Source organism: Rhodococcus sp. NPDC127593, assembly GCF_042671975.1.
Classification (GTDB): domain Bacteria; phylum Actinomycetota; class Actinomycetes; order Mycobacteriales; family Mycobacteriaceae; genus Rhodococcus_F.
In genome coordinates, this window is record NZ_JBHXWI010000007.1 from 46,189 (window position 1) to 72,937 (window position 26,749).

The window sequence follows — 26,749 nt, forward strand, 5'->3', positions numbered from 1 at the left end:
TTACCGATTTCAGAACAGCTGCTGCTTCTGCACCTTGCCCATCGCGTTCCGCGGAAGCGACTCGACCACACGGATCTCGCGGGGCCGCTTGTGCACCGACAATTCGGTGGCCACGTGCTCGATCAGCTCGGTCTCGGAGACGTCGTCCCCCACCACGAAGGCGACGAGCCGCTGGCCGAGGTCCGGGTCGGGAAGGCCGATCACCGCGGCTTCCCGCACACTCGGGTGGCCGAGGAGAGACGTCTCCACCTCCCCCGCCCCGACCCGGAATCCACCCGACTTGATGAGGTCCGTGGATTCGCGGCCGACGATGCGATGGAACCCCTCCGGGTCGATGACGGCGACGTCGCCCGTCTTGAAGAAGCCGTCGTCCGTGAAAGATTCGGCCGTCGCGTCGGGCTTGCCGAGATAACCGTCGAAGAGCATCGGGCCCCGCACCTGCAGTCCGCCGATGGATTCGCCGTCGTGGGGAACGTCGCCGCCGCGCTCGTCGCGCAGCCGGGTCTCGACGCCGCGGACCGGCACACCCACCCACCCCGGGCGACGCTCGCCGTCGGCCCTGGTGCTGAGCGTGAGCATCGTCTCGCTCATGCCGTACCGCTCGATCGGCGCGAGCCCGGTCAGCTCGTGCAGCTTCTCGAACACCGGCACGGGCAGCGGGGCGCTGCCCGACACCAGCAGTCGCGCACCCGACAGCGCACGCGCCGACTCGGGGTCGTCGGCGATGCGACTCCACACCGTGGGGACGCCGAAGTACATCGTTCCGCGTGCCGCGGCGTAGGCCGCCGGGGTGGGCTTGACCGTGTGGACGAGACGGCTGCCGATACGCAACGGTCCCAGCACACCGAGGATGAGACCGTGGACGTGGAACAACGGAAGTCCGTGCACCAGTGTGTCGTTGCCGGTCCACTGCCAGGCGTCCACGAGGCCGTCGAGGCCTGCAGCGATGGCCTTCCTGCTGATCAGAACTCCCTTGGGCGGTCCCGTGGTGCCGGAGGTGTAGAGCACGAACGCGATGCCCGACTCGGGCGGTTCCGGGTAGCTGTGCCACGACCGGGCGTGGACGCGGACCGGAACGACGGGCAGGCCCGCAGTGTCCGCGGGTGCCTCGCCGAGCCACGCCTGCACACCGGAATCGCGCAGGATGTGCTCGAGTTCGGCGGGGCCGGAATCGGGCGGCACCGGCACCGCGGTCACACCGGCGATAAGGCAGCCCACGACGGCGAGAACGGTGGTGACGGTGGGGGTGGCGAGGATCGCGACCCGATCCGCGCGTGCCACACGTTCGGCCACGGACGTCGCCGCCCCGAGCACATCACCGCGCGACAGGGTGGTGTCGCCGATCCGGATGGCGTCGGGAATGTCGTCGCCCTGGGCGACGGCCAGAGGATTCAGAGATCGCAGCAGCACATCGACAGCTTCTCACAGGGCCCGGACGCGGTCCGGTGGGTCTCCCGGTGGTGGACTGACGGTGGCCAGTGCCGCACCCAGCAGGGCCCCGGTCAGGACGGCCAGCCCGTGGGCGTCGTCGACCACCACCAGCAGGACCCCGGCGAGCACGATGCCCCCGCTCGCGGCGAGGACCCGCCGCTGCTTGGACTGCATCACCAACCCCGCGAACGACGCGGCCAGCGCGAGCGTGGCGCCCGAATTGCCCGCGCCGGGCGACGGGAACAGGAACGCGGTGAACAGGCCGAAGATGATCTGGCTCGCCACGAACAGCAGTACGGCCCGCACTCCACCCCAGACCCGGACGGCGAGCGGGGCCACCCAGGCGAGAACGAGCAGGTTCACCACGGTTCCGGCCAGTCCCCCGTCCTGCACCGCAACCGACGTGACGATCCGCCACCACTGGTGGTCCCGGATCTGGGTGGGGTCACGCTCGAGGGCGTCGAGGACTGCGGGGACGACGATCTGCAGCAGCGACGGCACGGCGATCAGCAACCACAGCACCACCGCGGTGCGCGGCGGACGGGTGAGCCGGACCTCGCCGATGCGCGTCGAACCGAGCAGCGTCGCGAGGACGAGAACGACGGCGAACAGGACCGCGCTGGGCCATCCCGCGCCTGAAGTCGTCACCGCGAAACTCTACAACGACGCACCCCTGAGGGAACCGATCCGCGGGCCGCGCCGGTCAGTCCCGGGTGACCACCGAGCGCAGGAAGAACCGCAGGTTCGAGGGACGCTCGGCCAGTCGCCGCATGAAATAGGCGTACCACTGACTTCCGTATGGCACGTACACCCGAACCTGCTTGTCCTCGTTCGCGAGCCGGCGCTGCTCGACGTCCCGGATTCCGAACAGCATCTGGTGCTCGTAGGCGTCCGCGGCGCGGCCGGTGCGCCCGACCAGCGGGGCGACCGCGTCGATGACAGCCGGATCGTGCGAGGCCACCATCGGGTACCCGGACCCTTCCATGAGGATCCCCAGGCATCGCAGGTACGACGCGTCGACGGCAGCGCGGTCCTGGAATGCCACGGACTCGGGTTCCCGGTACGCCCCCTTGCAGAGCCGGACCCTCGAACCGGGGCCGGCGAGGGCACGGCAGTCGTCCTCGGTGCGTCGCAGGTACGACTGCACCACCGCACCGAGCCAGGGGTAGTCGGTGCGGAGTTCGCGCACGATCGCCAACGTCGAATCGGTGGTCGTGTGGTCTTCGGCGTCCACGGTCACCCACACCCCGGCCGCCTCCGCGGCGGCGCAGATCGTGCGGGCGTTGTCGGTGGCGATCCTGCGGCCGTTGCCGGCGAGCGCCTGTCCGAGTGCCGACAGTTTCATCGACACCTCGAGCCGGCGAACACCCGGAGTCCCTTCCGCCGCTTCCGGTAGCGCACCGAGATCGGCGACGAGCGCCAGATATTCGTCGACCGTCGCCTGGGCTCCCGCGGCGTCACGCGTGTCCTCACCGAGGAAGTCGATCGACACCGACCGGCCCGAATCGAGGATCTCCCGAACGGCCGCGAGCGCCGATTCCCGGTTCTCCCCGGCAACGAAGCGGTCGACGAGTTTCCGGGTGACCGGGGCGCCGGTGACCGCCCGTTTGACGCGGGACGACCGGGCCGCCGCGAGGATCGCCGGGCGCAGCGGATTCGCCAGAACCGTGGGCGCTTTCATTCCGACCCCATGTGCGGATATCGGTAGTCGGTGGCCGGGACGAACGTCTCCTTGATGGTGCGGGCCGACACCCACCGCAGCAGGTTGAGCTTGGACCCGGCCTTGTCGTTCGTGCCCGACGCGCGGGCCCCGCCGAACGGCTGCTGCCCGACGACGGCACCGGTCGGCTTGTCGTTGACGTAGAAGTTTCCGGCGGTGAACCGGAGAGCCGACGTTGCCTGCTCGACGGCCTGGCGATCGTCGGCGATCACCGCACCGGTCAGCGCGTACGGGGCCGCCGAGTCGACCTTGGCGAGCACGTCGGCGAACGCGTTCGGGGCCGAGTCGTCGTACACGTGCACCGTCAGGATCGGACCGAAGTACTCGGTGGTCATCGCCTCGTCGGCCGGGTCGTCCGCGAGGAGCACGGTGGGGCGGACGAAGTAGCCGACGCTGTCGTCGTACTTGCCGCCGACGGCGATCTCGAGTCCGGCGGCGCTGCGGGCCCGTTCGATGGCCGCGACGTTCTTGTCGTACGCGCGCCGGTCGATGAGGGCGCCGCCGAAGTTCTCCAGGTCGGTCACGTCACCGTAGGTGAGGGCGTCGACTTCCGCGGTGAACGTGTCCCGCATCCGCCGCCACAGCGACTTCGGGACGTAGGCACGGGAGGCGGCCGAACACTTCTGGCCCTGGTATTCGAACGCGCCGCGGATCAGCGCCGTCCGCAGCACGTCCTCGTCGGCCGAGGCGTGCGCGACCACGAAGTCCTTGCCGCCGGTCTCTCCCACCAGCCGGGGGTAGCCGGCGTACTTCCCGATGTTCGCGCCCACCTCGCTCCACAGATGCTGGAACGTCCGGGTCGAACCCGTGAAGTGGATGCCCGCGAGGCGGGGATCGCTGAGCAGCACTTCCGAGACCGCCTGCCCGCTGCCGGTGAGCAGATTGATGACACCCGGAGGCATTCCCGCCGCCTCGAGCAGTTTCACAGTCCAGTACGCGGCGACGGTCTGCGTCGACGACGGCTTCCAGATCACCGTGTTGCCCATCAACGCAGGCGCGGTCGGCAGGTTGCCTGCGATCGCGCTGAAGTTGAACGGCGTGATGGCGTAGACGAAGCCCTCGAGCGGACGGTATTCGAGCCGGTTCCACACACCGGGTGAGGAGATCGGCTGATCGGCGAGGATCTGGCGTGCGAAGTGAACGTTGAAGCGCCAGAAGTCGATCAGCTCGCACGGTGCGTCGATCTCCGCCTGCTGGACCGACTTGGACTGGCCGAGCATCGTCGCCGCGGCGAGCGTTTCGCGCCACGGCCCGGACAGCAGGTCGGCGGCGCGCAGGATGACCGCGGCCCGGTCGTCGAACGACAGCGCCCGCCAGTGGGGCGCCGCGGCCGTGGCCGCCTCGACCGCCGCCGACGCGTCGTCGTGGGTGGCGCTGCGCAGCGTGCCGAGCACGGCGGAGTGCCGATGGGGTTGCACGACGTCCACGCGGTCGCCGTTACCGTGCCGGTGTTTGCCACCGATCACGTGCGGGATGTCGACGGGATTGGTGGCGATGTCGGTGAGTGCCGATTGCACTCGGGAACGTTCGGGACTGCCCGGCGCGTACGTGTGGACCGGCTCGTTGGTGGGCACCGGAACCTGGGTGATGGCGTCCATGCTGCCTGCCTCCTGCCCTCAGATCGTGAGGAACTGTGACCGGGACCGCGGGCGGACGGGGACACCCGTCCGAGCGGAACCCTTGAGCCCAGGTTAGCGCCGGACTGGGGTACTCATCCGGTTTTGACGCGCGGGTCGGCTGGCTACCATCGGCACATGGCCGAACGGAATCGTGTGTCACCCCGATCCGAGATCGTCGCGATTCCACTCCGTGGCCGGTTCATGGGAAACCGGGGCTGCCTGCACCGGGGACACACCGTCGTGCGCAACCATGCAGGCAAGCGGTGGATCATCTGCGTCACCGACTACCCGGCCCGCACCGTCGCCCAGTGGAGCGGGGGCCACTACACGGTCCTGTTCTTCCACGACGAGGCGCTGGCCCTCGCGGCAGGACATCGGCCGTGCGCCCTGTGCCGACGCGAGCGGTACAACGACTTTCGCGTCGCGTGGCAGTCGGCCAACGGGGGTGGGCTGCCCGGCGCGGACGAGATGGACGCCCGGCTGCACGGTGAGCGGCTGGTCGGTTCCCACCAGCGCACGCACGAGGCCGCGTGGTCGTCGTTGCCCGACGGCGCGTTCGCGCTGTTCGACGGCGGACCCGCGGTCGTGCTGGGCGGCACCGTCCTCCCGTGGTCGGCCGAGGGATACGGGACTCCGGCGAACCGGCCGGCCGGCACCGCCACCGTCCTGACACCGCCGTCCACCGTCGCCGTCCTCGCAGCCGGCTACCGTCCGGACGTCGCGTACGTCTAGACGTCGCGTGCGTTCGACACGAGTTGATGGACGTCCTGGTCGGTGGCGCCGAGACCGAAGCTGATGATCCGTTCGGGGTGAATGCGAATGGTCGGTCCACCGAGACCGTTCGCCTCGGCGGCCTCGGCGTCGAGGGACTCGGCGCGCCCGCGGATTTCGACGCAGCGCACCCGCCACGGGTCGACGGACGGCACGTCGTCCACGACGAACGCCACCTTCCCGTTGTCGGCGACGTTGCGGAACTTGCGGCTCGCCGCCATGTTGTAGCCCTGGATGTCGATCGTGGACGTGCCGGCGTTGTAGTGGAAACCGACGGGACTGACCTGCAACGTGCCATTCGGCTGAACCGTCGCGAGCCGGCCCAGGCGTTGTGACGCCAGGTAGTCGAGTTCTTCTTCTGTGAAGGACATGGGGTCAGGCTAGAACCTGAACCGCACTCGAGGTCAAGCGTTCGCGACATTCGTCAGTCGAGATCGTCGACTGCGCGCCGGGCTTCCTCGACGCGCCGCTCCGCCGCATCGAGATCTCGTTCGCCTCGGTGCACCGCCTCCGCCGACGCCTTCTCCGCGTTCCGGGTGAACTGCCGCTCCTGCTCGGCGTGTTCGAGTTCGACGCGCAGCTCCTCGATCCGGTGGTCGATCTCCGTCAGCGTCGACCGCGCCTGCTCCAGTTCCGTTCTCGCGTCGTTCAGTTCGCCGCGGACCTCGTCGGCCTGGGAGGTGACGTCCGCCAGTTCGGCCTCGGCCGCCGCGCGTTCGGCGTCGCGGTCGCGCTCCACCGACTTCTTCTTCGACTTCTCCTCCGGGGGCGTGGTGGCGGGTTCGGACTTCGGGGTCTTCGCGGTCTTTCCCTGGACGACGGCGAGTCCGGCCGGACCGAAACCGCTGTAGCTCGCCGCCGTCACCACCCGGCCGCGCCGCACCTGCTCGGCGGTCGCGGCGTCGGCGAGTGCGGCGTGCAGCGTCTGACCGACATCCCGCAGCGCGTCCTCCCCGACCGTCCGACCTCGCTCGGCGGCGAGTTCACCGGCCTTGCGCGCCAACGCGCGCACCACCTGCTGCCGTTGGGTGTTCAGCCGCCGAAGGTCCGGGCCGGACAGGTGTCGCTGCGCGTCACGGAGGGCGTCCCCGAGGGCGAGGAGCGCGCCGACCTCGTCGGGCAGCTCGCGGGCGAGCAGGTTGACGAGCCAGCCGACGACCGTCGGCTTCCGCAGCTTCCCGATCGCGGTCGCCAGTGCGCGGTCCTTGTCCTCCCTCGCCGCGGTCACCTGCGCGGTGCGGGCCTCGACGAACTCACCGGGGTCGAGGCCGTACAGTTCGTCGGCGACGTCGTCGAGGGTCACGGCCCAATACTTTCACCGTGACCGCTCTGTCCGGGCAGACTCGGGTCAGACCAGTCGTTCGGCCGCGGCCGCGATTCGTTCGTCACTGGCCGTGAGGGCGATGCGTACGTGGGTGCCGCCGCCGGGACCGTAGAACTCCCCTGGTGCCACGAGAATGCCACGCGCGGCGAACCACTCGACGGTGTCCCGGCAGGCTTCGCCACGGGTCGCCCACAGGTACAGCCCGGCTTCGGAGTTGTCGACGGTGAATCCGGCGCCGCGCACCGCTGCGAGAAGGATCTCGCGGCGACGGCGGTACCGCTCACGCTGCTCGTTCTCGTGGTCGTCGTCGCTGAGCGCGGCGGTCATCGCCGACTGGATCGGCAACGGCACCATCATGCCCGCATGCTTGCGGACCTCGAGAAGTTCGGCCACCAACGCCGGGTCACCGGTGACGAAGCCTGCGCGGTAACTCGCGAGGTTGGACGTCTTCGACAGCGAGTGCACCGCGAGGAGCCCGGTGAGATCGCCGTCGTTCACCCGCTCGTCGAGGATCGAGAGGGCTTCGCCTTCCCAGCTCAACCCCAGGTAGCACTCGTCGGACGCCACGATGGCGCCCCGGCGGCGCGCCCAGTCGACCACCTTGCGCAGATGCTCGAGACCGAGCACCTTGCCGGTGGGGTTGGACGGCGAGTTCACGAAGATCAGCGACGCGCCCTCCGGGCCGAGCCGGTTGAGACCGTCGGCCCGGATCACCCGCGCACCGGCGAGGAGCGCGCCGACCTCGTAGGTCGGGTACGCCAGCTCCGGAATGACTACGAGGTCGTCTGCGCCGAGCCCGAGAAGGCGTGGCAGCCAGGCGATGAGCTCCTTCGTGCCGATCGCGGGCAGCACCGCAGCCGGATCGATGCCGGTGATGCCGTAGCGGCGACGCAGCGCCTCCACCGCGGCGTTCCGCAGTTCCTCGGTGCCGTGCGTCGTCGGATATCCCGGAACCGCGGCGACCGCGGTCAGCGCGTCCTGGATGATCGGGGCGACCGGATCGACCGGAGTTCCCACCGACAGGTTGACGATGCCACCCGGGTGGGCGAAGGCTTTCGCCTTCGCCGACTCGAGCGAGTCCCACGGAAAGTCGGGAAGTGCTGTGGCTACCGGGATACGAGGCACATCTAGTCCTCGCCCATGGGGGGCAGAGCCTTGACGAACGGCGGGTCGTAGTCGACCTTGCCCAGCTTCGCCGCGCCGCCGGGAGAACCGAGGTCGTCGAAGAAGTCGACATTCGCGGCGATGTAGCCGTTCCACTGTTCCGGGACGTCGTCTTCGTAGAAGATGGCTTCGACGGGGCAGACGGGTTCACAGGCGCCGCAGTCCACACATTCGTCCGGATGGATGTACAGCATCCGCCCGCCCTCGTAGATGCAGTCGACAGGGCATTCCTCGATACACGCCTTGTCCAACACATCCACGCACGGTTCAGCAATCGTGTAGGGCACTGCCGCTCTCCCTGCCTTTCTGACACGAGTAGGCACGGGGTACGGGCCGCTTGTACCCCGCGGAAGACACTATTATCGCCTGCCCGGCGGACCTCTCTGCGGTGAGGGTTACCTGACCCGGCGTACCGCCGCGGGCAACGGCGCCCGGGACGCGATCCACTGCTCGCCCTGTTTCGCGGCTCTCACCAGCGCGCCCCGTTCGCCGAGATACCCGGCCACCACACCGACCACCGGGATGTTGCCCAGCAGCGAGTAGGTCGAGCCCGGCCCAGGACGCTTGTCGAGTTCGTCACTGAGCGCGCGCACCGTGCGGGCGGTGCGCCACAGCGCGCCGATCAGCGCGAACGGGCGCCACAACGACTCGCCGTCCGCGGAATCGGTTCGCGCCGTGTCGGCGAGCACCGCGTCCGTCTCACGCCGGCAGAGCACGGCCGCCAGCAGGTCCACCTGGTCGGACCGGTTCGTCACGCCGTGTTCCCGGGCGACGGCGACGAGAACGACGGCCTGATTCGCGAACCCGAGCACGTCCTGGATCGGGAACCGGTTGAGAAGCACACCGAACATGCCCGGGAACGCGACCACGATCGTGTTCAACGCACCGATCCGGGTCACCCACCACCGCGCCCGCTCGTCGTCGCTCGCCTTCTCCCACGACGCCGTCCCCGGGAACTGCACGGTGTCGAGAATCCAGGCGATACCGTCGAGCAGCGCCTCCGCGGCGCCCCGGTCCTCCGCGGTCGGGGTGAACGTCCGGCTCTTGATGCCGAACGGATCCGTGAGGGCCAGATCGAGCACGGGGTTGATGCCCCGCGCGGCACGATCCAGGATGCCGACGACCTTGTCGTCGCCCAGCCGATCCGTCTCGCTCATGCCGCGGCGTCCCGTCGTGCGTGTGTGGTGGTGCGCTCGCGGGCCGGGCGGCCGATTTCCTCGGCGATGGCCCGCAGTTCGGCGACCGTCTTCTCGGATCCGTGCTCGGATCCCGCCATCCGGGAGATGGTCTCCTCCATCAACGTGCCGCCGAGGTCGTTGGCGCCGCCCTGCAACATCACCTGGGTACCGGTGACACCCAGCTTGACCCAGCTGGTCTGGATGTTCGGGATCCGCCCGTGCAGCATGATCCGGGCCAGGGCGTGGACGGCCCGGTTGTCCCGATTGGTCGGGCCCGGACGCGACGCGCCCGCCAGATACAGCGGCGCGCTCTGATGCACGAACGGCAACGGAACGAACTCGGTGAAGCCGCCGGTCCGGTCCTGGATTCCGCGCAGCACCCGCAGATGCCCGACCCAGTGCTTCGGGTTGTCGACGTGGCCGTACATCATCGTCGAACTCGACCGCAACCCCACCTCGTGCGCCGTGGTCACCACCTCGATCCAGGTGGCGGTGGGCAGCTTGCCCTTAGTCAGCACCCAGCGCACCTCGTCGTCGAGGATTTCCGCGGCCGTGCCGGGAATGGTGTCCAGACCCGCCTCACGCAGTTCCGTCAGCCAGTCCCGGATGCTCTGCCCGCCGCGGGAGGCGCCGTTGACGATCTCCATCGGGGAGAACGCGTGCACGTGCATCGACGGCACCCGCGCCTTCACCGCCCGCACCAGATCGGCGTACCCGGTGACCGGGAGCTCCGGGTCGATGCCACCCTGCATGCAGACCTCCGTCGCACCCGCGACGTGCGCCTCCCAGGCCCGGTCCGCGACCTCGCCGGTGGACAGCGTGAACGCGTCCGCGTCGCCCTTGCGCTGCGCGAACGCGCAGAACCGGCAGCCGGTGTAGCAGATGTTGGTGAAGTTGATGTTCCGGTTCACCACATACGTCACCTCGTCACCGACGGCGTCCCTGCGGAGCGCATCCGCCAACGCCACCATCGCCTCGAGCCCCGGCCCCTCCGCCGTCGCCAACGCCAGGTATTCGTCGTCGGTGCAGCCCGCCGGATCGCGTTCCGCGCTGCGCAGCGCCGCGAGGACGTCCGTGTCCACCCGCACCGGGCCGCTCAACTCCAGCACCTGCTCGCGGACGGTCTCCCAGTCCCCGAACGCGCTGCCCAGGTCGCTGCGCGTCTCGGTGTTGCGGCCGTCGGTGTCGATCTCGGTGTTCAGATCCACCCGGCCCGTCGACTCCCACGACTCGTCCGGCTCCTGCCACGGCAACCCGACCGGCTTCGTATCCCGCTTCGCCAGTCCGGTGTGCGGGTCCGCGAGGGCCTGCACGTGCCCGGTGATCCGCGGATCGATCCACGGCGACCCGGCGAGCACATACTGCGGTTGCGCCGCCGTGCGCTCGGTGAGCTCGAACCCGGCCTCCGCCGTGATCTGGGCCAGGGTGTCCAGGTTCGGCCACGGCCGCTCCGGGTTCACGTGGTCCGGGGTCAACGGCGACACGCCGCCCCAGTCGTCGACACCCGCACCCAGCAGCGCCGCGCATTCGGTGTTCGAGACCAGGTTGGGCGGCGACTGGATGCGCATCCCCGGGCCCAGCAGCAACCGGGACACGGCGATGGTCGCGGTGAACTCCTCGAGACCCGCATCCGGGACGTCGCGCATCGCGGTGTCCGGCTTGGCGAGGAAGTTCTGCACGATCACTTCCTGAACATGCCCGAACGCCTTGTGCGACTTACGGATCGCCATGATCGATTCCGCCCGTTCCCGCACGGTCTCGCCGATGCCCACCAGAATGCCCGTCGTGAACGGCACACTCAGCCGGCCGGCGTCGGTGAGCGTGCGCAACCGCACCGCCGGATCCTTGTCCGGGCTGCCGTAGTGGCACTCGCCCTTGTCGGTGAACAACCGGGTGGACGTCGTCTCGAGCATCATGCCCATCGACGGGGCCACCGGCTTGAGGCGGGAGATCTCCTCCCAGCTCATCACACCCGGATTCAGGTGCGGCAGTAGTCCGGTCTCCTCGAGGACCCGGATCGACATCGCCCGCAGGTAGTCCAGCGTCGAATCGTAGCCCCGCTCGTCCAGCCACTGCTTGGCCTCCGGCCACCGATCCTCGGGACGGTCACCGAGGGTGAAGAGGGCTTCCTTGCAGCCCAATTCGGCGCCCTGCCGGGCGATCTCCAGCACCTCGTCCGGCTCCAGATACGCCCCGCGCCCCTCGGCCCGCAACTTACCCGGCACGGTGACGAACGTGCAGTAGTGGCACTTGTCCCGGCACAACCGCGTCAGCGGGATGAATACCTTGCGTGAGTACGTGACCGCCTTGGGTCTGCCCGCCGCCAGCAACCCGGCATCCCGGACCTTCGCCGCCGACGAACACAGATCGGCCAGGTCGTCGCCGCGGGCCTGCAGCAGGATCGTCGCCTCGTCCACGTTCAGAGTGGCGCCGTCGCGGGCACGGCGCAGCACCCGCCGCATGGCGGAGGCGGAGGGGGCCACTTCCTGCGCAGATGCGCCGGACGGAGCTGGTGCCGGAACACCGGGCATGGGAAGCATCGTGGGCCGGCCGGATTCTTCACCTGAATGGGTCACCCAGCGATCATGCGCCATCGACGACGACCACTGCCACCCAGACTCCCGCAAGCCGTGCGAATCGCTATCCGCGGGGGTAGTCCTCGTCGACCGGAACCGCCCGGCTCTGTTCGGCCACGTCCGCCTCGTTCACCTCCAGCGACGACACTTCTGCGACCTCGTCGGAACTGTCGTCGTCCACGGCGAGTTCTTGCTCCAGCCGGTCTGCCTCGGGAACCTCCGGAGAATCGGCCGCATCGAATGACGTCATGTCTGCGCTCCTTTCACTTCGGGGGGTTCTCCCACGATAGGTCGGTTCTCGACAGAATGCCGGGGCACGGCCAAAGTAGGGGCATGAGTGTGCCCACCACCGTCACGATGGCGGACCCGCTGTGGCGGCCCAGCCCCAAGGCCAAGCAACTGTGGGCGATCAACGCCGCCCTACTCTGGCTTCCGCTCTTCGTCGTGCAAGCGGTCGCTCTCGTCTTCCACTGGTGGCCCCTGTGGGTGCACGTCACGGTCCTCGCGATCACCGTCGTTCTCGCGATCCTCCACGTCGCCGTCGTCCCGCTCTGGCGGTACCGGGTGCACCGCTGGGAGATCAGCGACACCGCGGTTTACACCCGCAGCGGCTGGTTCACCCAGGAACGACGCATCGCGCCCATCTCGCGCATCCAGACCGTCGATACCGAACGCGGACCCATCGACCGCATGCTCGGGCTGGCGACCGTCACCGTCACGACGGCGTCGTCCGCCGGTGCCGTCAAGATCTCCGCCCTCGATCAGGACACCGCCGACCGCACCGTCGCGCAGCTCACCGAGATCGCGGGCACCAATGTCGGTGACGCCACATGAGTGCGGCACCGGAACCGGGAATCGCTCCCCCCATCGCGCACGGCGAGGCCGCGGTCGCCGCCGAGGAAGAGCAGCCCTGGTTGCGTCTGGACCGCCGGATGCTGCTCGTCCACCCGGTCGACGAGATCGTCAAACTTCTGCCCGTGTTGCTGATTTCGCTGGTGATCGGCACCCAGAGCGGCAATCACGTCTGGAGTCTCGTCGCCATCGTCGTGTTCGTGGTGTTCGGCATCTCGCGCTGGTTCACGACGAGCTACCGCATCGGCCCGGTCCACGTGCAACTGCGGCAGGGCCTGTTCCGCAAACGCCTGCTGTCGGTACCGCGCAACCGCATCCGGTCCGTCGATGTCGAGGCGGGGGTTCTGCATCGCCTGCTCGGGCTGTCGATCGTGCGCATCGGCACCGGCCAGCAGGTGGGTTCCAAACCCGACGCGGCGAAGTTCGAACTCAACGCCCTCTCCACCGGGCTGGTTCCCGACCTGCGGGCCGCACTCCTCGCCCGCCAGCCCTCCCACGACATCGAGCAGACCGCGGTCACGCAGGAGCCCGCGGTCACCGAGATCGGCCACTGGACACCGGCCTGGGTGCGCTACGCCCCGTTCTCGGCGACCGGCGTGGTGACCATCGCGGCGATCGTCGGTCTCGCGTTCCAGTACGGAATCGGCGCGAAGATCGCCCGCTCGTCGACGGTGGCCGAGGGCATCGAATCCGCCGAGCGCGTCGGCATCGCCATCGCCGTCGTCGTCGGGATCGTCGTCCTCCTGATCGCCGCCAGCGCCCTGGCCTGCATCCGGTACCTCCTGACGTACGGCAACATGACACTGACGGACAACGGCCGCACCCTGCACGTCAGCCACGGCCTGCTGAAGACCCGCCAGACCACCCTGGACCGCGCCCGTCTGCGCGGTACGACCCTCAAGGAACCGCTCCTCCTCCGGCTCGCAGGCGGCGCCCGACTGGATGCCGTCATGACCGGCGTCAGCGCCGAGAGACGGGAGTCGTCACTGCTGCTCCCCCAGGCGCCGCGTACGGAAGCGGAGCGGGTGATGGCCACCGTCATCGGCGACCACCGTCAGGCCGCGGCCCCGCTCACCCCGCACGGGCCGGTCGCCCAGCGGCGGCGCTACACGCGGGCCCTGATCCCCGCCGAGATCGCGCTCGCCGTCGCCCTGGTCTTCGTGATCGTCGATCGGTCCGTGTTCTGGGCCGCGTGGGCCGCGATCGTCGCGCTCGCCGTCGGCGGCGTGATGCTGGCGTGGGATCGGTACCGCGGCCTCGGCCATGCGGTGCTGCCCGGGTGGCTGATCACCCGCAGCGGCTCCCTCGACCGCGCCCGGGACAGCCTCGAAGCCGACGGGATCATCGGGTGGACCGTCCGTCAGACGTTCTTCCAACGGCGGGCCGGGGTGGCGACCGTCATCGCCGCCACCCCCGCGGGCACCGGAAAATACCTGGTGATCGATCTGCCTGCCGACCAGGCGTGGTCGCTCGTCGAGTCGGTGACACCCGGCGGAGGTGACGTGTGGGCGCGGCGCTGACCGACATCGCCGGTCTCGACGCCCAGCTGATCGAATGCCGAGCCTGCCCCCGCCTCGTCGAGTGGCGGGAAAGGGTCGCACGCGAGAAGCGTGCATCGTTCCGAGACGAAACCTATTGGGGGCGTCCGGTTCCCGGGTTCGGTCCACCCGATGCACCCCTGCTGATCGTCGGTCTCGCCCCCGCCGCCCACGGCGCGAACCGCACCGGGCGCATGTTCACCGGCGACCGCAGCGGCGACTTCCTCTACGCCGCACTCCACGCCGTGGGTCTCGCGAGCCAGCCCACCGCCACCCACATCGGCGACGGCCTCGAACTGTCCGGCGTTCGCATCACGTCCCCGGTGCACTGCGCGCCGCCAGCGAACAAACCCACCCCGGACGAACGCGACCACTGCCGCCACTGGCTCGACGCCGAACTGCGCATTCTGCAACCCCACCTTCGGTCGGTGATCGTGCTCGGCGGATTCGGCTGGCAGTCGCTGCTCCCCGTCCTCGACGACGCCGGCTGGGCCGTCCCCCGGCCGCGACCCAAGTTCGGGCACGGCGCGCACGTCGAACTCCCCGGTACCGAACGTCCCCTGCACCTGTTCGGGTGCTACCACGTCAGCCAGCAGAACACCTTCACCGGCCGCCTCACCCCTGCCATGCTCGAGTCGGTGCTGTCCGACGCCGCGCACGCGGCCGGGCTGATCGAGTGACCCCGGGCGAACGGTACATCCGACCGATCTGAGGCGCCGAAAGTGCCGTTCACCCCGCGTGCCGCCGCCTGGGGAGTTCCTCGATGATGTATTTGGCCATGCTGCCGAGCCGGGGGCGGGCGGGTTGCATGGTGTCGACGCCGAGGGCGGTGAGGGGCGAGGCCGTCACCGAGCCGACGCAGATGGGCGCGACCGGACCGTGGAACGCGTGCAGGAGGGCCTCGACGCGGTCGGTGTCCTTCGCGGTGCTGAGGAGAGACGCCACGGCGGGTGCGCTGGTGAAGGTGACGGCGTCGACGTCGGCTCGAATGATCTGATCGAGCAGCGTCAGCAGCGGCTGCTGATTCTCGGGTCTGATCCACCGGTACACCGACACGGCCGTCGTCTCGGCCCCGGCGCCGGCGAGGGAGACGCTCAGGTCGGTCATCGGTTCCCATTCGGTGATGGTGCCGTGCAACTGGACCGCGACACGCAGACCGCGCACCCCCTCGGCGACGAGGTGTTCGTGCACCTCCTCGGAGGATTCCGTCTCCGGCGACCACTCCTCGCGTAAGCCGACGCCGCGGACCGCGCCCTTCGCCTTGGGACCGCGGGTGATGATCCGTGCCGACTGCAGGGCGGCGAGCAGTGCGTCCTCCTCGTCCCAGGCCCGCGCCGCGTCCAGCCATCCCCGGAATCCGACGGCGGTGCTGACGACGAGGAGGTCCGGCGGCGACGCGATGATGTCGGCGGTGCGGGATCGCAGATCGGTGTCGTCGACGAGCGGCAGCACGTGGATGGCCGGTGTGTGGACGATGGCGGCCCCGTGCCGTTCGAGGAGCGTGATGAACTCGGCGGCCCGGCGTTCGGCGGTGACGGCGATGGTCAGTCCGGAAAGTTCGTCGTTCGACATCCTCCCAGTGTGACGGACGAATCGCACTAAGCTGCCCACATGATCACTGCTGTGCACACACTGGTCTATGCCGACGACGCCGAGTCCGCCCGCGACTTCTTCCGCGACGTGCTCGGCTGGTCACACGTCGATGCCGGCGGCGGGTGGTTGATCTTCCGCACCGGACCGTCCGAGATGGGTGTGCACCCCACCTCGGACGATCGGGGCGGTGAGCCGTGGTCGACTCGGCCGCATCACGAGATCTCGCTGATGTGCGACGACATCGAGTCGACCGTCGCGGAACTCGAAGCCAAGGGTGCCGAGTTCACCCGAGGAATCCGCGACGACGGGTACGGCCTCACCACGTCCCTGAAGATTCCCGGCGCGGGCGAGATGACGCTGTACCAGCCTCGGCACCCGGTGGCGTTCGAGAGCTAAGCCTTCGCCTGCGCGCTGCTGCGCGCCGCATTGGCCTGTTCGCCCGCCTTGGGGTCGGCCTCCGACTGCTTCTTCCCGACCCCGTCGGCGATCCGATCGCCGAGGGCCTTGTCGACGTTCCGCCAGTACTCGAACGCCTTCGCCAGAACCGGTTCGCTGACACCGTTCAGCAGATGCCCGACGATGTTGTCCACCAGGCGGTCCCGGGCGGCGTCGTCGAGCACTTCACGGACCATCGTCCCGGCCTGACCCCAGTCGTCGTCCTCCTTGTGGAGCGCGTACGGCGAGCGCACCATGTCGCCGGCGCTGTACCAGGTGGCGGTCTCCCCCACCTGCGACGGGTCGGCGTGCGGGCCACCCTTGGAATTCGGCACGTAAACCGGATCCCCGGGGTTGTGGTGGCGCATGTTGCCGTCCTTCGAGTACGAGCGGACGGGGACGTGCGGCCTGTTGACGGGCAACTCCTTGTAGTTGGCTCCGATCCGGTAGCGGTGGGCGTCCGGGTAGGAGAACAGCCGGCCGATGAGCATCTTGTCCGGGCTCGGGCCGATGCCGGGGACCAGGTTGCTGGGCTCGAACGCGGCCTGCTCGATCTCACAGTGGTAGTCCGTGGGGTTGCGGTCGAGCGTCATCCTGCCGACGGGGATCAGCGGGTAGTCGCTGTGCGGCCACACCTTGGTGAGGTCGAACGGGTTGAACCGGTAGCCGTCGGCGTCCTTGAACGGCATGATCTGCATGTTCAAGGTCCAGCTCGGGTACTCGCCGCCCTCGATGTGCTCCCACAGGTCTCGCATGTGGTAATCGGTGTCCATGGACGCCATCTGGTCGCCCTCGTGCTGCGTGAAGAACTCGATGCCCTGGTCGGTCTTGAAGTGGTACTTCACCCAGAACTTGTCGCCCGCGGCATTCACCCACATGTACGTGTGGCTCGAGTACCCGTTCATGTGCCGCCAGGTGCGTGGGATGCCGCGGTCGCCCATGAGCCACGTGACCTGGTGCGCCGACTCCGGAGACAACGTCCAGAAGTCCCATTGCATGTCGTGGTCGCGGAGGTTGTTGTCGGCACGCCGCTTCTGCGAACGGATGAAGTCCTGAAACTTCATCGGGTCGCGCATGAAGAAGACGGGCGTGTTGTTCCCGACCATGTCGTAGTTGCCCTGGTCGGTGTAGAACTTGACGGCGAACCCGCGTGGGTCGCGCCACGTGTCCGGGCTGCCGCGCTCACCGGCCACGGACGAGAACCTGATCAGCATGTCCGTCTTCTTGCCGGGCTGGAAGAGATCGGCTTTCGTGTAGGCGGAGACATCTTCGGTGACTTCGAACCGTCCGAACGCCCCGCCCCCCTTGGCGTGCGGTTGACGCTCCGCTACCCGTTCGCGGTTGAACTGGGCCATCTTCTCGATCAGATAGTGATCCTGGAGGAGGATCGGCCCGTCCGTCCCGATGGTGAGCGAGTGCTCGTCACTCGATACGGGGATGCCGGCGTCGTCGGTCGTGAAGTTCTGATCTGTCATCGCGGTGCTCCTTCAGCAGACTGCTGGTCGCTACCGCGTACCCTCGCCCTCCGTCGGCGAAACAGATCCGAAGGCGTCCTTCGCGCTGACTTTCCACAGGTAGACCGCCGCCGGGACAAGGGAGCCGAACAGCAGCAGGAGCGTCCAGACGGACGCGAGCATGAGCACATCGCCGCCCGGACCGCCGAACATGCAGAGCAGGAAACCGAACCCCCACCCCACGAGCGGCAGCACCCCCGTCCTCACCCGGCCGGTCGTCGACCGGGCAGCGATCACCAGCGCCAGGTTGGCGACCGCGGCGGCGAGGATGCTGATCGGAAACGGTGTGGCCCCGAGGTAGGTGGGCAGAAAGAGCACCGAGAGGACGGCACACAGAAAACCGTCGAACACCAGCAGCGCGAGGGTGACCCTCCCCAGAACATCGAGGTGCCGGGGTTTCGCTGCGGTGCCGACGGTCATGTGTCAATAGTGGATCAGGCGACGGGCGGGTAGCCCAGCAGGGTCAGCAAATGGCTCTGCATGTCGGCGAATCCGTACAGCACGCTGTAGTACAGGTCGTGCTGGGCCGGCCACGAAGGCCGAAGCGTGTCGACGAACGCGACGATGGCGTTCTGAACATCCCAGTTGTACATCTATCGCCTCTCCTGACGGGTGCCACGCGGACTCGACCGGGGTCGCTGCGTGACGTGGGCCACAGTGTAATACGCAACGCCGGTCACAGATACCTGCGGTCAGCGACCGATGCCACCGAAGAGGTCCCGTTCCCTGCCTTCGGCGTCCCGATCCCCGACGGCGCCACGGACCAGCACGAAATGCTCCTCCGCCAGAATCGGCTGTGCGATGTCGTTGGAGAGCGCGTACTCGGTGCCGCTCGGCGCCACCGTCACCTGGGTGGCGTGCGCCGACAGCGCATCCCTCTTCGCGTCGAGCACGCCCCGCACGTCGATCACCGTCGTCACGTCGGCGTCCGGGACGCTCGGCAATTCGCCGGGCTCCGGCAGCCGCCAGCCGTCGGGGATGTCGCCGATACGGCAGATTCCCGACTCCAGCGCGCTCGCCTCGGTCACCGTCCAGTACAGCTTCGCGACTTCCCACGCTTCGCCGCAGTCCGGGTATTGCGCCGAACCCGCCGCCTCGACGGCCGCGGTGGTGATCGTGTGCGCCTGGATGTGGTCGGGGTGCCCGTACCCGCCGTCCGGGTCGTAGGTGACCACGACGTGCGGCCGCAGCTCCCGGATGACCGCCACCATCGCGGCGGTCACGGAGTCGCGGTCGGCGTTGACGAAAGCGCGCGGGTCGGCCGCCGACGCCGTGCCGGCCATGCCGGAATCACGGAAATGCCCCGCCCCCAGAAGGAACCGTGGCCTTCCCGCACCGAGACACGACAGCGCGGACGTCAGCTCACCGATTCGGAAGCCACCGAGCTGATCGGCGGCGTCGGCGACCAGCTGCGCCCACTCCGCGCCGATCACCTCGCCTTCCTCGCCGAGCGTGCACGTCAGGACGTGAACGTCGGCACCCTCGGCGGCGTAGCGCGCGATGGTGCCGCCGGTGGTGAGGGTCTCGTCGTCGGGATGGGCATGAACCAGCAGTAGTCGCCGCTCACTCATTCCTTGATCCTGCTCCAGCCCGCTGCGTCACTGAATATTCCGACCTGCACGGCGCCCGACAGTGACACCCCGTCGACGCCGGGTCCCGCCGCGACCAGCGTGCGGTCCTGCATGATCGGCAGCACCGCGGCCAGATCCCAGAGTTTGCGGTCGGCGTCGGCGAGAGCTTGCGGCACATCACCGACCCCCCGCAGCGCGGCGTCGATGGACGGCTGAAGGGTGGGGTCGCAGACTCCCGACAGGTTCGACGGAGCCTCGGCCTCCGCGACCGGATCACGTTCGGGGCCGGTGGTTTCGGTGTTCGGCTGCTGGGTTGCCGCGACCACCGCGGGCGGACAGCTGTGACGGGAGGCCAGCGCCGTCGCCGGGTCGGACCCGGCGCGCGACCAACCCACGACTGCCCCGATGTCGCCCTTGCTCAACGACTCCCCGTACAACTCCTCGGCAGGCAGGGACGTCACGGTGGCGTCGACGCCGGCGCCGCGCAACTGGTCGGCGGCTGTGTTGGCGACCGCGCCCGCGGTGTCGTCACCCTCGGGTGTCCCGATGACGAGCGTCAACGGGATGCCGTCGCGGACGAGCCGGGTCGACGGCGCCGTGCCTGCGGGAACGACGGTGTCCGTGGGCGTTTCGGCGACGTATCCGTACTCGGCCAGCTGCGCCAGCACCTGTTCGCGACTCGGCCGCGCGGGTGCGGTCGAGGTGTAACCGGGATCGGAGGGGGCGTAGACCTGTGAGCGCGCCGGGACCGCCGCCGCCTCGCTGCCGGCCCCGACGACGGCGAGCAGTTCGGTGTCCAGCAGCTGCAGAAGGCTCTTCCGCACCCGGACGTCCGCGAGTTCGGGAACCCGGCCGTTCAGTGTGAGGTCGAGTCCGCGCGGCTGGAACGACGAACCCGTCCGCACCGTGGGGATCGCCGCGAGCTGGGCGGATGTGGCTGTGCCCCCGTGAACCTGGACGATCTGGGTGTCGTTGTTGCGCATCGAGTCGGCGAGCTGCGACGGGGTGCCGTCGCGGCGCATCAGGATCTGGTCGGGGGTCGCCGGTTTGTCCCAGAACCGGTCGTTGCGTTCGAGCAGGATCTCGTCGCGGCCACGGTCGATCGACTTGATGTGGAAGTGCCCGCCCGATACCGGGATGTTCTCGGACAGTCCGGTCGCGAAGCCACCCGGGGAATCCTTGATGAGATGTGACGGCAACAGGTCGGTGAAGAGTTCACGCCACGCCGGGTAGGCGGCCTTCATCACGACGGTGACCGTCTTGCCGCCACCGGACGACCTGACGTCCTCGATCATTTCGTAGCCTGCGGGGTCGACCACGCCGGGGGCACTGATCATCTGCTGCCACAGGTAGCGGAAGTCCTCGGCGGCGATGGGCGCGCCGTCGGACCACTGCGCCTCGTTCCGCAGCTGGTACGTGACGGTGAACGGCTCCTGCGACGTGACGTCCGCGGAGATCACGAGCGAGGAGTCGGGAATCCAGTTGCTGCCGCCCGGGCGGGCGGGGTCGGGCACCGGCCGGAACGGGCTCGGCAGCACGAGGGCGCTGACCGCGGAGTTCGCCGGCGACTGGTCCGACAGCAGGTGCGGGTTGAATCCGCTGCCCACGTCGTCGATCGCGACGACGACGGGCTGCTTCTCGGTCGGCGACACCGTCGGCTTGGGACTGTCGGTGCTCTCGACCGGTGGGGGCGGATCGGCGGTGCACGACGTGAGTACCGTCGTCGTCACTGCCAGCAGGAGCGCGGTCACCGCTGCCCCACGCCTTCGGCCCCGAACTCCTCGACCTCTCGCGAGTCCACCCCCAGCAACCACCGCGCCGCCTTTCCTCAGAGATACCGGAAGGCTCCGGAAACCCACGAGCGAATGTACCTTCGGCCGACGATCGACCGAAGGTACATCCGCCCGGTTGTGTATGACGTGGTCGGACGTGCCGACTACAGGGCCGCCTTGTCACGGGCCTTGGAGCGCGAACGCTCACGGGCACGGTCGGTGGCCGACAGGTGCACCTTGCGCACACGCACGACCTGCGGGGTGACCTCGACGCACTCGTCGCCGGCGCAGAACTCCATCGCGCCTTCGAGCTCCAGCTTGATGGGCTTGGCGAGGGTCTCCATCACGTCGGCGGAGGACTGACGCATGTTGGTCAGCTTCTTCTCGCGGGTGACGTTGATGTCGAGGTCCTCCTGGCGCGGGTTGATGCCCACGACCATGCCCTCGTAGGTGTCGGCGCCGGGCTCGACGAAGAAGGTTCCGCGATCGGCGAGCTGGATCATCGCGAACGGGGTGACCGAACCGGTGCGGTCCGAGACGAGCGAGCCGGTGTGGCGGGCGCGGATCTCGCCGGCCCACGGCGCGTAACCGTGGAAGACGGCGTTGGCGATGCCGGTGCCGCGGGTCTCGGTGAGGAAGTCGGTGCGGAAGCCGATCAGGCCGCGCGACGGGACGATGAACTCCATCCGGACCCAGCCCGCGCCGTGGTTGGCCATCTGCACCATCTTGCCCTTGCGGTTGGCGAGGAGCTGGGTGATGGCGCCGAGGTACTCCTCGGGGCTGTCGATGGTGAGCTCCTCGAAGGGCTCGTGGACCTTGCCGTCGACCTGACGGGTGACCACCTGCGGCTTGCCGACGGTCAGCTCGAAGCCCTCGCGGCGCATCTGCTCGACCAGGATGGCGAGCGCGAGCTCACCACGACCCTGGACCTCCCAGGCGTCGGGGCGGCCGATGTCGAGGACCTTCAGCGAGACGTTGCCGACGAGTTCCTGGTCGAGGCGCGACTTCACCATGCGGGCCGTCAGCTTGTGCCCGCTGACGCGGCCGACGAGCGGCGAGGTGTTGGTGCCGATGGTCACCGAGATGGCGGGCTGGTCGACGGTGATCCGCGGCAACGGGACCGGGTTCTCCAGGTCGGCGAGGGTGTCGCCGATCATGATGTCGGGGAAACCGGCGACGGCGACGATGTCACCGGCGACGGCTTTCTCGGCGGGCTGACGCTCGACACCCTTGGTGGCGAGCAGTTCGGTGATCTTGGCCTTGGTGACGACGGGCTCGCCGTCCACCTCGCGGCACCAGGAGACGGTCTGGCCCTTGGTCAGCTCGCCGTTGTGGATACGGACCAGCGCGAGGCGGCCGAGGAACGCGGAGGCGTCGAGGTTGGTGACGTGAGCCTGCAGCGGCGCGTCGACGTTGCCCTTGGGCGCGGGCACGTAGTTGAGGAGCACGTCGAACAGGGCGTCGAGGTTCTCGGCGTCCGGGGCGTGACCGTTCTCGGGCTGAATCTTGGACGCCTTGCCCTCACGGCCGGAGGCGTACAGGACGGGGAGGTCGAGGGCGAGCTCGGCGGCTTCCGCGGCCTCGTCGTCGAGGTCGGAGGCCAGGTCGAGCAGCAGGTCGTGGCTCTCGGAGACGACCTCTTCGATGCGGGCGTCGGGACGGTCGGTCTTGTTGACCACGAGGATGACGGGCAGCGACGCGGCGAGCGCCTTGCGCAGCACGAAGCGGGTCTGCGGCAGCGGGCCCTCGGACGCGTCGACGAGCAGGACGACACCGTCGACCATGGACAGGCCGCGCTCGACCTCGCCACCGAAGTCGGCGTGACCGGGGGTGTCGATGACGTTGATGACCGTGACACTGCCGTCGCCGTGATGCTTGTGGACGGCGGTGTTCTTCGCGAGGATGGTGATGCCCTTCTCGCGTTCGAGGTCGCCGGAGTCCATGACGCGATCGACCAGTTCGGCGCGCTCCTCGAATGCCCCCGACTGGCGCAACATGGCGTCGACGAGAGTGGTCTTGCCGTGGTCGACGTGTGCGACGATGGCAACGTTACGGAAGCTGGTGATGGTCACGCGGTGGCTCTCCTGGCTGAGTTGATTCGGCCACGCGAAAGTTCCCTCGCACGGCTTTCTGGCGGCCGCCTTGTCATCTCGATTCAGAATCCTCGTCGAGGCGATGGTAAATCGCCCAGTGCAGGCATCGCGGCCACGTGAATACTACCCGCCCGAGCGCCTACTTCGCGCATCGCCGGCTGCCCGGGGCGTGCCCGACCAGCGTAAAGTGATCTGCGCCACGTCGAATTCGGCCTGTCGCGCGTGTGGGTCGGGGCCGAAAGCTGAGGGGACGCTAACCTGGGTGGAGCCGGCGATACCGGTGTTCACCGTAGTAGGAAGGCCGAGCCGAGTATGGGCAAGGTGAAGGCCGGCAAGGTCTCGGGTCTCAAGCCGAAGAAGAAGTGCTGCCGCAGCAAGACGCGCTGCATCAAGTGCCCGGTGGTCATCATGCGCATGAAGAAGCTCGAGAACGAGGGCGCTTCCAAGAAGGAACTGAAGAAGGGGCTCAAGAAGGCCCGCGCGGCCTGAGGTCAGCCCCAGCCGTTCAGGTGCAGTCGCAGGTCCGGCACCCACCCGCGGTCGTTGCCGACGAGCTCGATCTCCCCCAGTTCTCGTCCGTCCACCCACCGCAGTTCCGCGTGGTCGAGCGCGACGGGGGTTCCCGACACCAGTTCGACCCGGTACGCGCGGAGCACCCGGCCGTCGGGCAGCGGCACGTCGTCACCGATCCGGTCGCCGCCCGACACCTCGACCCCGAGTTCTTCCCGCAGTTCGCGGCGCAGCGCATCCTCGGCGGTCTCCCCCGCCTCCGCCTTGCCCCCGGGCAGCTCCCACAGTCCCGCGAGTTCCGGGGGCCGCGTCCGTTGCGCGAGCAACAGCCGGCCGTCGACGATGATCGCGGCCGCCACCACCTCGCCGGCGTGGTCGACAGGCCTTGCACGTTCCACTGGCACCGCACCATCATGGGGTATGGCCGAGTTGCTGTCAGACGGAGAGATCGACACCGCGCTCGCAGAACTGCCCGGGTGGCGGCGGGCGGGTGATTCCCTCGTCCGCACCGTCGAGTCGCCGAGTTTCCCCGAAGCCGTCGAGCTGGTCCGGAAGGTCGCGGAGGCGGCGGAAACAGCGAACCACCATCCGGACATCGACATCAGGTGGCGCAAGGTCACCTACACGCTGTCGACGCATTCCGCCGGCGGGCTCACGCAGCTGGATCTGGATCTTGCTGCGCAGATCGACTCACTGGCGGGCTGACCGCGGCGGCGGCCGCGGCATGCTTCGTGCGGCGCCCGGCGTAGGCCACCCAGGCGTAGACACCGAACGCGCCGACGACGTCGACCGTGCCCAGCCACGCGAGTACCGCGGGCCGGGAGATCAGCCAGATCGAGTCCTGGAAGAAGCTGAGCACCCACGGCACGCCGATGAGGGTGGTGACGAGCCAGTATCCGGCGAGGATCCGGGTGCCCAGCATCGATCCGTAGGGGCCGTGCAGCAACCAGATCAGCATCGGAATGACCCACACCCAGTGGTGTGACCACGAGATCGGTGAGACGAGCAGCCCCAGCAACTCGACGATGACGAGGGTGCCGAGCCGATCGTCCCGGGCGATCGCGCGCCAGGCCAGGACGGCGAGGACCACCGTGACCGCCACGGACAGCAGCCAGAGGGCGCCCGTCTCGACGTCGTACCCGAGCAGCCGCGACAACGCGCCGCGCAGGGACTGATTCCACACCGAGCCGACCGGCCCGATGCGATCGGCGTCACCGAGCAGGTGGGTGAAGTACTCCCGCGCCTCCGAGCCGATCAGGAGGTAACTGACTCCGACGGTCGCGGCGAAGGCGACGCCCGAGAAGACGGCGGCCTTCCACCGGCGCTGCATCAGGAAGTAGAGGCCGGTGATCGCCGGGGTCAGTTTGATCCCGGCGGCGAAACCGACGAGCGCACCGGACAGCCACCACCGGGAGCTGCGGACCGCGGTCATCACGAGCAGCGCGAGGAACACGTTGATCTGGCCGTAGTCCAGCGTGGTGCGCACCGGTTCCACCCACACCCCCACCGTGGTCCACAGCACCGCGACCGCCCGCCAGTGCGGGCTGCGCGCGGCGTCACCGAGCACGAGCCCGAGGCTCATTCGTGCCAGCGCGTACAGGGCGAGGATGGTGAGCAGTTGCCAGCCGACCCCGACCAGCGGGAACGGCAGGTAGTGCAGGGGAAAGAAGACCAGCGCGGCGAACGGCGGGTAGGTGAACGGCAGCGGAAAGTCCGGTGTCACTTCCGAATAGGTGAAGTCGTAGAGACTGCCGCCGCGGAGCGCCTCGGAACCGTCGACGTAGACGTGCAGGTCGACGAGGTTCATCCCGTTGGGACTCAACAGAGTCCACGCCATGCGCCCGAGCACCGACAGCACGAGAAGCACAGGCGCGCACCGCAACAGGCCGTGCAGGGCGGACGCTCCCCGGGACGACGTGGGAGAACGCTCGGATGACGGGTCGTCGGAGGCTGCTCCGTCGTCGGACGCTGCATGGTCGGACACAGTGTGGTGCTCTCCCCGTGAGGTGTGTAGATGTCTCAGCCGATCCCGAAACGATCCCGCACAGCGTAGACGGCGGCGTCCGCGGGCCCCGAGGTGTCCGTAGCCGCGCGTAACAGTTGCATCACCAATCACACGAACCACACGTGCCACAAGCTATGGTCACCGGAAGATCACCGTCGGGGTCTGTATGCCATACACTCCCACCGGGATGCCGCAGCTATCGGTGAACGAACTCGTTGAGCTGTACAACCCGGGGGCGCTGTACATAGAGTGACCCCCCGAGCCGTCAGACGTGGATTGAGTTGTCGTCCACGCTGTTATGACCAAGGATGGGGAGACTGTGCTTCGAACCCGAGGTGTGCGCAGAGCAGTTACTGCTCTCGCTGTTGCCGCAGCAGCCGCTATGGCAGTGCCGGCCCAGGCGAATGCGCAGCCGACGCCGCCGCCCGTGCCCGAAGGCATCCCCGTGGAGATGCTCGCATCGTTCGCACCCGCGATCATCGGCGCAGCCGCTGGTACCGAAGACATCGCCGCAGGACCCCAGGACGCGATCCTGGACCAGGCCCGCATCCTTCTCGAGTCCCCCGGCATCCCGCCGGAACTCAAGTCCACCCTCGAGCGCGTCATCACGTTCCTCGACGGCAGTGGCGGCGGCGGTCCCGAGATCCCGCAGGAGAACGCACCCGTCATCGCGCAGTTCCTCTACCCGACCATCGGCAAGGGCTGCATCGGAGAGGGCGCCGACTCCGTGGGCACCGCACTCGCGGTCCCTGGTCCGGCCCAGCTGCCCCCGCCCGGACCCAAGGCAGGTCAGGCCGGTTTCGTGTTCACCGCCCTCGGAACCAGTTCCGTTGCCGCCGAACAGCCCAATCCACTGACTGTGACGTGGATCAACCTGGACAACCAGCGGCGCGCCACCCAGAACCTCACCAACGAGGCCAAGATCAACCCCGACGGTCCGGCAACCCTGTCGGCGATCGCGGACACCGGCCCGGGCCGCGTCCTCGCGGTCGTGTCGGGTGGACTGACCACGCAGAAGGAGGGTGCCGCGCCGATCACGTGCAGCTTCCTCCCCACCGTCGGCATGTTCCAGGTCGCGTAACT

At 68.7% G+C, this 26,749-nt stretch carries 28 protein-coding genes; 8 read left to right on the plus strand and 20 right to left on the minus strand.

Annotated features, from left to right (window positions below; genetic code table 11):
- Nucleotides 1–9: 9 nt before the first annotated feature.
- From ACFVJ3_RS08050 to pruA, 4 genes are read right to left on the minus strand one after another with little or no spacing between them, the layout of a single operon-like run.
- A complete protein-coding gene (locus tag ACFVJ3_RS08050) occupies nucleotides 10–1,410 on the minus strand; it encodes an acyl-CoA synthetase (RefSeq protein ID WP_378451567.1) in 1,401 nt (466 codons plus the stop codon).
- Between the two features lie 12 nt (nucleotides 1,411–1,422).
- Complete coding sequence (locus ACFVJ3_RS08055; protein ID WP_378451568.1) at nucleotides 1,423–2,079, minus strand: rhomboid family intramembrane serine protease; 657 nt, start codon at nucleotides 2,077–2,079, stop codon at nucleotides 1,423–1,425.
- A gap of 55 nt (nucleotides 2,080–2,134) precedes the next feature.
- On the minus strand, nucleotides 2,135–3,112 hold the full coding sequence (locus ACFVJ3_RS08060) for a proline dehydrogenase family protein (RefSeq protein ID WP_378451569.1): 978 nt from the start codon (nucleotides 3,110–3,112) through the stop codon (nucleotides 2,135–2,137).
- The gene (pruA, locus tag ACFVJ3_RS08065; RefSeq protein WP_378451570.1) at nucleotides 3,109–4,749 is read right to left on the minus strand and encodes an L-glutamate gamma-semialdehyde dehydrogenase; all 1,641 of its coding nucleotides are present in this window, start codon (nucleotides 4,747–4,749) and stop codon (nucleotides 3,109–3,111) included. Before pruA ends, ACFVJ3_RS08060 begins: the two co-directional genes overlap by 4 nt.
- A gap of 156 nt (nucleotides 4,750–4,905) precedes the next feature.
- Between pruA and ACFVJ3_RS08070 the strand changes: the two genes are divergently transcribed.
- Nucleotides 4,906–5,502: a hypothetical protein gene (locus ACFVJ3_RS08070; protein WP_378451571.1), complete on the plus strand. Its 597-nt coding sequence runs from the start codon at nucleotides 4,906–4,908 to the stop codon at nucleotides 5,500–5,502.
- Here the strand turns inward: ACFVJ3_RS08070 and ACFVJ3_RS08075 are convergent.
- The 7 genes from ACFVJ3_RS08075 to ACFVJ3_RS08105 form a co-directional block, all read right to left on the minus strand.
- Nucleotides 5,499–5,912: a PPOX class F420-dependent oxidoreductase gene (locus ACFVJ3_RS08075; protein ID WP_378451572.1), complete on the minus strand. Its 414-nt coding sequence runs from the start codon at nucleotides 5,910–5,912 to the stop codon at nucleotides 5,499–5,501. The genes ACFVJ3_RS08070 and ACFVJ3_RS08075 overlap by 4 nt on opposite strands.
- A gap of 53 nt (nucleotides 5,913–5,965) precedes the next feature.
- Entirely contained in the window at nucleotides 5,966–6,844 is an 879-nt protein-coding gene (locus tag ACFVJ3_RS08080; RefSeq protein ID WP_378451573.1) for a hypothetical protein, read from the minus strand.
- Between the two features lie 45 nt (nucleotides 6,845–6,889).
- On the minus strand, nucleotides 6,890–7,990 hold the full coding sequence (gene dapC, locus ACFVJ3_RS08085; protein ID WP_378451574.1) for a succinyldiaminopimelate transaminase: 1,101 nt from the start codon (nucleotides 7,988–7,990) through the stop codon (nucleotides 6,890–6,892).
- 2 nt (nucleotides 7,991–7,992) lie between these two features.
- Nucleotides 7,993–8,316, minus strand: coding sequence for a ferredoxin (gene fdxA, locus ACFVJ3_RS08090; RefSeq protein WP_005239185.1), 324 nt, complete (start codon nucleotides 8,314–8,316; stop codon nucleotides 7,993–7,995).
- Between the two features lie 108 nt (nucleotides 8,317–8,424).
- Nucleotides 8,425–9,186, minus strand: coding sequence for a hypothetical protein (locus ACFVJ3_RS08095; protein WP_378451575.1), 762 nt, complete (start codon nucleotides 9,184–9,186; stop codon nucleotides 8,425–8,427).
- The gene (locus tag ACFVJ3_RS08100; RefSeq protein ID WP_378451576.1) at nucleotides 9,183–11,801 is read right to left on the minus strand and encodes a bifunctional FO biosynthesis protein CofGH; all 2,619 of its coding nucleotides are present in this window, start codon (nucleotides 11,799–11,801) and stop codon (nucleotides 9,183–9,185) included. The genes ACFVJ3_RS08095 and ACFVJ3_RS08100 overlap by 4 nt, the downstream gene beginning before the upstream one ends.
- A 46-nt stretch (nucleotides 11,802–11,847) precedes the next feature.
- Nucleotides 11,848–12,033 (minus strand): hypothetical protein, encoded by a 186-nt coding sequence (locus ACFVJ3_RS08105; RefSeq protein ID WP_378451577.1) that lies wholly within the window; start codon nucleotides 12,031–12,033, stop codon nucleotides 11,848–11,850.
- An 83-nt stretch (nucleotides 12,034–12,116) separates the two neighbouring features.
- On the opposite strand from ACFVJ3_RS08105, the gene ACFVJ3_RS08110 reads away from it, so the two are divergent.
- The 3 genes from ACFVJ3_RS08110 to ACFVJ3_RS08120 are packed head-to-tail and all read left to right on the plus strand — an operon-like array spanning nucleotide 12,117 to nucleotide 14,853.
- Nucleotides 12,117–12,617 carry a PH domain-containing protein gene (locus ACFVJ3_RS08110; protein WP_378451578.1) on the plus strand — a complete coding sequence of 167 codons (501 nt, stop codon included), beginning with the start codon at nucleotides 12,117–12,119 and terminating at the stop codon, nucleotides 12,615–12,617.
- Entirely contained in the window at nucleotides 12,614–14,155 is a 1,542-nt protein-coding gene (locus ACFVJ3_RS08115) for a PH domain-containing protein (RefSeq protein ID WP_378451579.1), read from the plus strand. The genes ACFVJ3_RS08110 and ACFVJ3_RS08115 overlap by 4 nt, the downstream gene beginning before the upstream one ends.
- A complete protein-coding gene (locus tag ACFVJ3_RS08120) occupies nucleotides 14,140–14,853 on the plus strand; it encodes a uracil-DNA glycosylase (RefSeq protein WP_378451580.1) in 714 nt (237 codons plus the stop codon). The genes ACFVJ3_RS08115 and ACFVJ3_RS08120 overlap by 16 nt, the downstream gene beginning before the upstream one ends.
- A 49-nt stretch (nucleotides 14,854–14,902) precedes the next feature.
- On the opposite strand, the gene ACFVJ3_RS08125 is transcribed toward ACFVJ3_RS08120, so the two are convergent.
- On the minus strand, nucleotides 14,903–15,745 hold the full coding sequence (locus ACFVJ3_RS08125) for a uroporphyrinogen-III synthase (RefSeq protein WP_378451581.1): 843 nt from the start codon (nucleotides 15,743–15,745) through the stop codon (nucleotides 14,903–14,905).
- A gap of 39 nt (nucleotides 15,746–15,784) precedes the next feature.
- Here ACFVJ3_RS08125 and ACFVJ3_RS08130 point away from each other — a divergent pair, with 39 nt between their 5' ends.
- Nucleotides 15,785–16,162 carry a VOC family protein gene (locus ACFVJ3_RS08130; protein ID WP_378451582.1) on the plus strand — a complete coding sequence of 126 codons (378 nt, stop codon included), beginning with the start codon at nucleotides 15,785–15,787 and terminating at the stop codon, nucleotides 16,160–16,162.
- Here ACFVJ3_RS08130 and ACFVJ3_RS08135 read toward each other — a convergent pair.
- From ACFVJ3_RS08135 to typA, 6 genes are all read right to left on the minus strand, one after another.
- Entirely contained in the window at nucleotides 16,159–17,676 is a 1,518-nt protein-coding gene (locus ACFVJ3_RS08135) for a catalase (protein WP_378451583.1), read from the minus strand. The genes ACFVJ3_RS08130 and ACFVJ3_RS08135 overlap by 4 nt on opposite strands.
- A gap of 30 nt (nucleotides 17,677–17,706) precedes the next feature.
- Nucleotides 17,707–18,135, minus strand: coding sequence for a hypothetical protein (locus ACFVJ3_RS08140; RefSeq protein WP_378451584.1), 429 nt, complete (start codon nucleotides 18,133–18,135; stop codon nucleotides 17,707–17,709).
- Between the two features lie 14 nt (nucleotides 18,136–18,149).
- Nucleotides 18,150–18,308: a hypothetical protein gene (locus ACFVJ3_RS08145; protein ID WP_005239161.1), complete on the minus strand. Its 159-nt coding sequence runs from the start codon at nucleotides 18,306–18,308 to the stop codon at nucleotides 18,150–18,152.
- A 99-nt stretch (nucleotides 18,309–18,407) separates the two neighbouring features.
- Entirely contained in the window at nucleotides 18,408–19,286 is an 879-nt protein-coding gene (gene mshB, locus ACFVJ3_RS08150) for an N-acetyl-1-D-myo-inositol-2-amino-2-deoxy-alpha-D-glucopyranoside deacetylase (protein ID WP_378451585.1), read from the minus strand.
- Entirely contained in the window at nucleotides 19,283–21,100 is a 1,818-nt protein-coding gene (locus tag ACFVJ3_RS08155) for an ABC transporter family substrate-binding protein (RefSeq protein ID WP_378451586.1), read from the minus strand. The genes mshB and ACFVJ3_RS08155 overlap by 4 nt, the downstream gene beginning before the upstream one ends.
- Nucleotides 21,101–21,222: 122 nt before the next feature.
- Nucleotides 21,223–23,130 carry a translational GTPase TypA gene (gene typA, locus ACFVJ3_RS08160; protein ID WP_378451587.1) on the minus strand — a complete coding sequence of 636 codons (1,908 nt, stop codon included), beginning with the start codon at nucleotides 23,128–23,130 and terminating at the stop codon, nucleotides 21,223–21,225.
- A gap of 333 nt (nucleotides 23,131–23,463) precedes the next feature.
- On the opposite strand from typA, the gene ACFVJ3_RS08165 reads away from it, so the two are divergent.
- Nucleotides 23,464–23,640, plus strand: coding sequence for a hypothetical protein (locus tag ACFVJ3_RS08165; protein ID WP_005239152.1), 177 nt, complete (start codon nucleotides 23,464–23,466; stop codon nucleotides 23,638–23,640).
- 2 nt (nucleotides 23,641–23,642) lie between these two features.
- Here ACFVJ3_RS08165 and ACFVJ3_RS08170 read toward each other — a convergent pair whose 3' ends face one another.
- Complete coding sequence (locus ACFVJ3_RS08170; protein WP_378451730.1) at nucleotides 23,643–24,023, minus strand: (deoxy)nucleoside triphosphate pyrophosphohydrolase; 381 nt, start codon at nucleotides 24,021–24,023, stop codon at nucleotides 23,643–23,645.
- Nucleotides 24,024–24,081: 58 nt separating this feature from the next.
- Between ACFVJ3_RS08170 and ACFVJ3_RS08175 the strand changes: the two genes are divergently transcribed.
- Nucleotides 24,082–24,366 carry a 4a-hydroxytetrahydrobiopterin dehydratase gene (locus tag ACFVJ3_RS08175; RefSeq protein WP_378451588.1) on the plus strand — a complete coding sequence of 95 codons (285 nt, stop codon included), beginning with the start codon at nucleotides 24,082–24,084 and terminating at the stop codon, nucleotides 24,364–24,366.
- On the opposite strand, the gene ACFVJ3_RS08180 is transcribed toward ACFVJ3_RS08175, so the two are convergent.
- On the minus strand, nucleotides 24,314–25,645 hold the full coding sequence (locus ACFVJ3_RS08180; RefSeq protein WP_378451589.1) for a mannosyltransferase: 1,332 nt from the start codon (nucleotides 25,643–25,645) through the stop codon (nucleotides 24,314–24,316). The two genes, ACFVJ3_RS08175 and ACFVJ3_RS08180, sit on opposite strands and share 53 nt — an antisense overlap.
- Before the next feature lie 319 nt (nucleotides 25,646–25,964).
- Here ACFVJ3_RS08180 and ACFVJ3_RS08185 point away from each other — a divergent pair, with 319 nt between their 5' ends.
- Complete coding sequence (locus ACFVJ3_RS08185; RefSeq protein WP_378451590.1) at nucleotides 25,965–26,747, plus strand: hypothetical protein; 783 nt, start codon at nucleotides 25,965–25,967, stop codon at nucleotides 26,745–26,747.
- Nucleotides 26,748–26,749 lie beyond the last annotated feature (2 nt).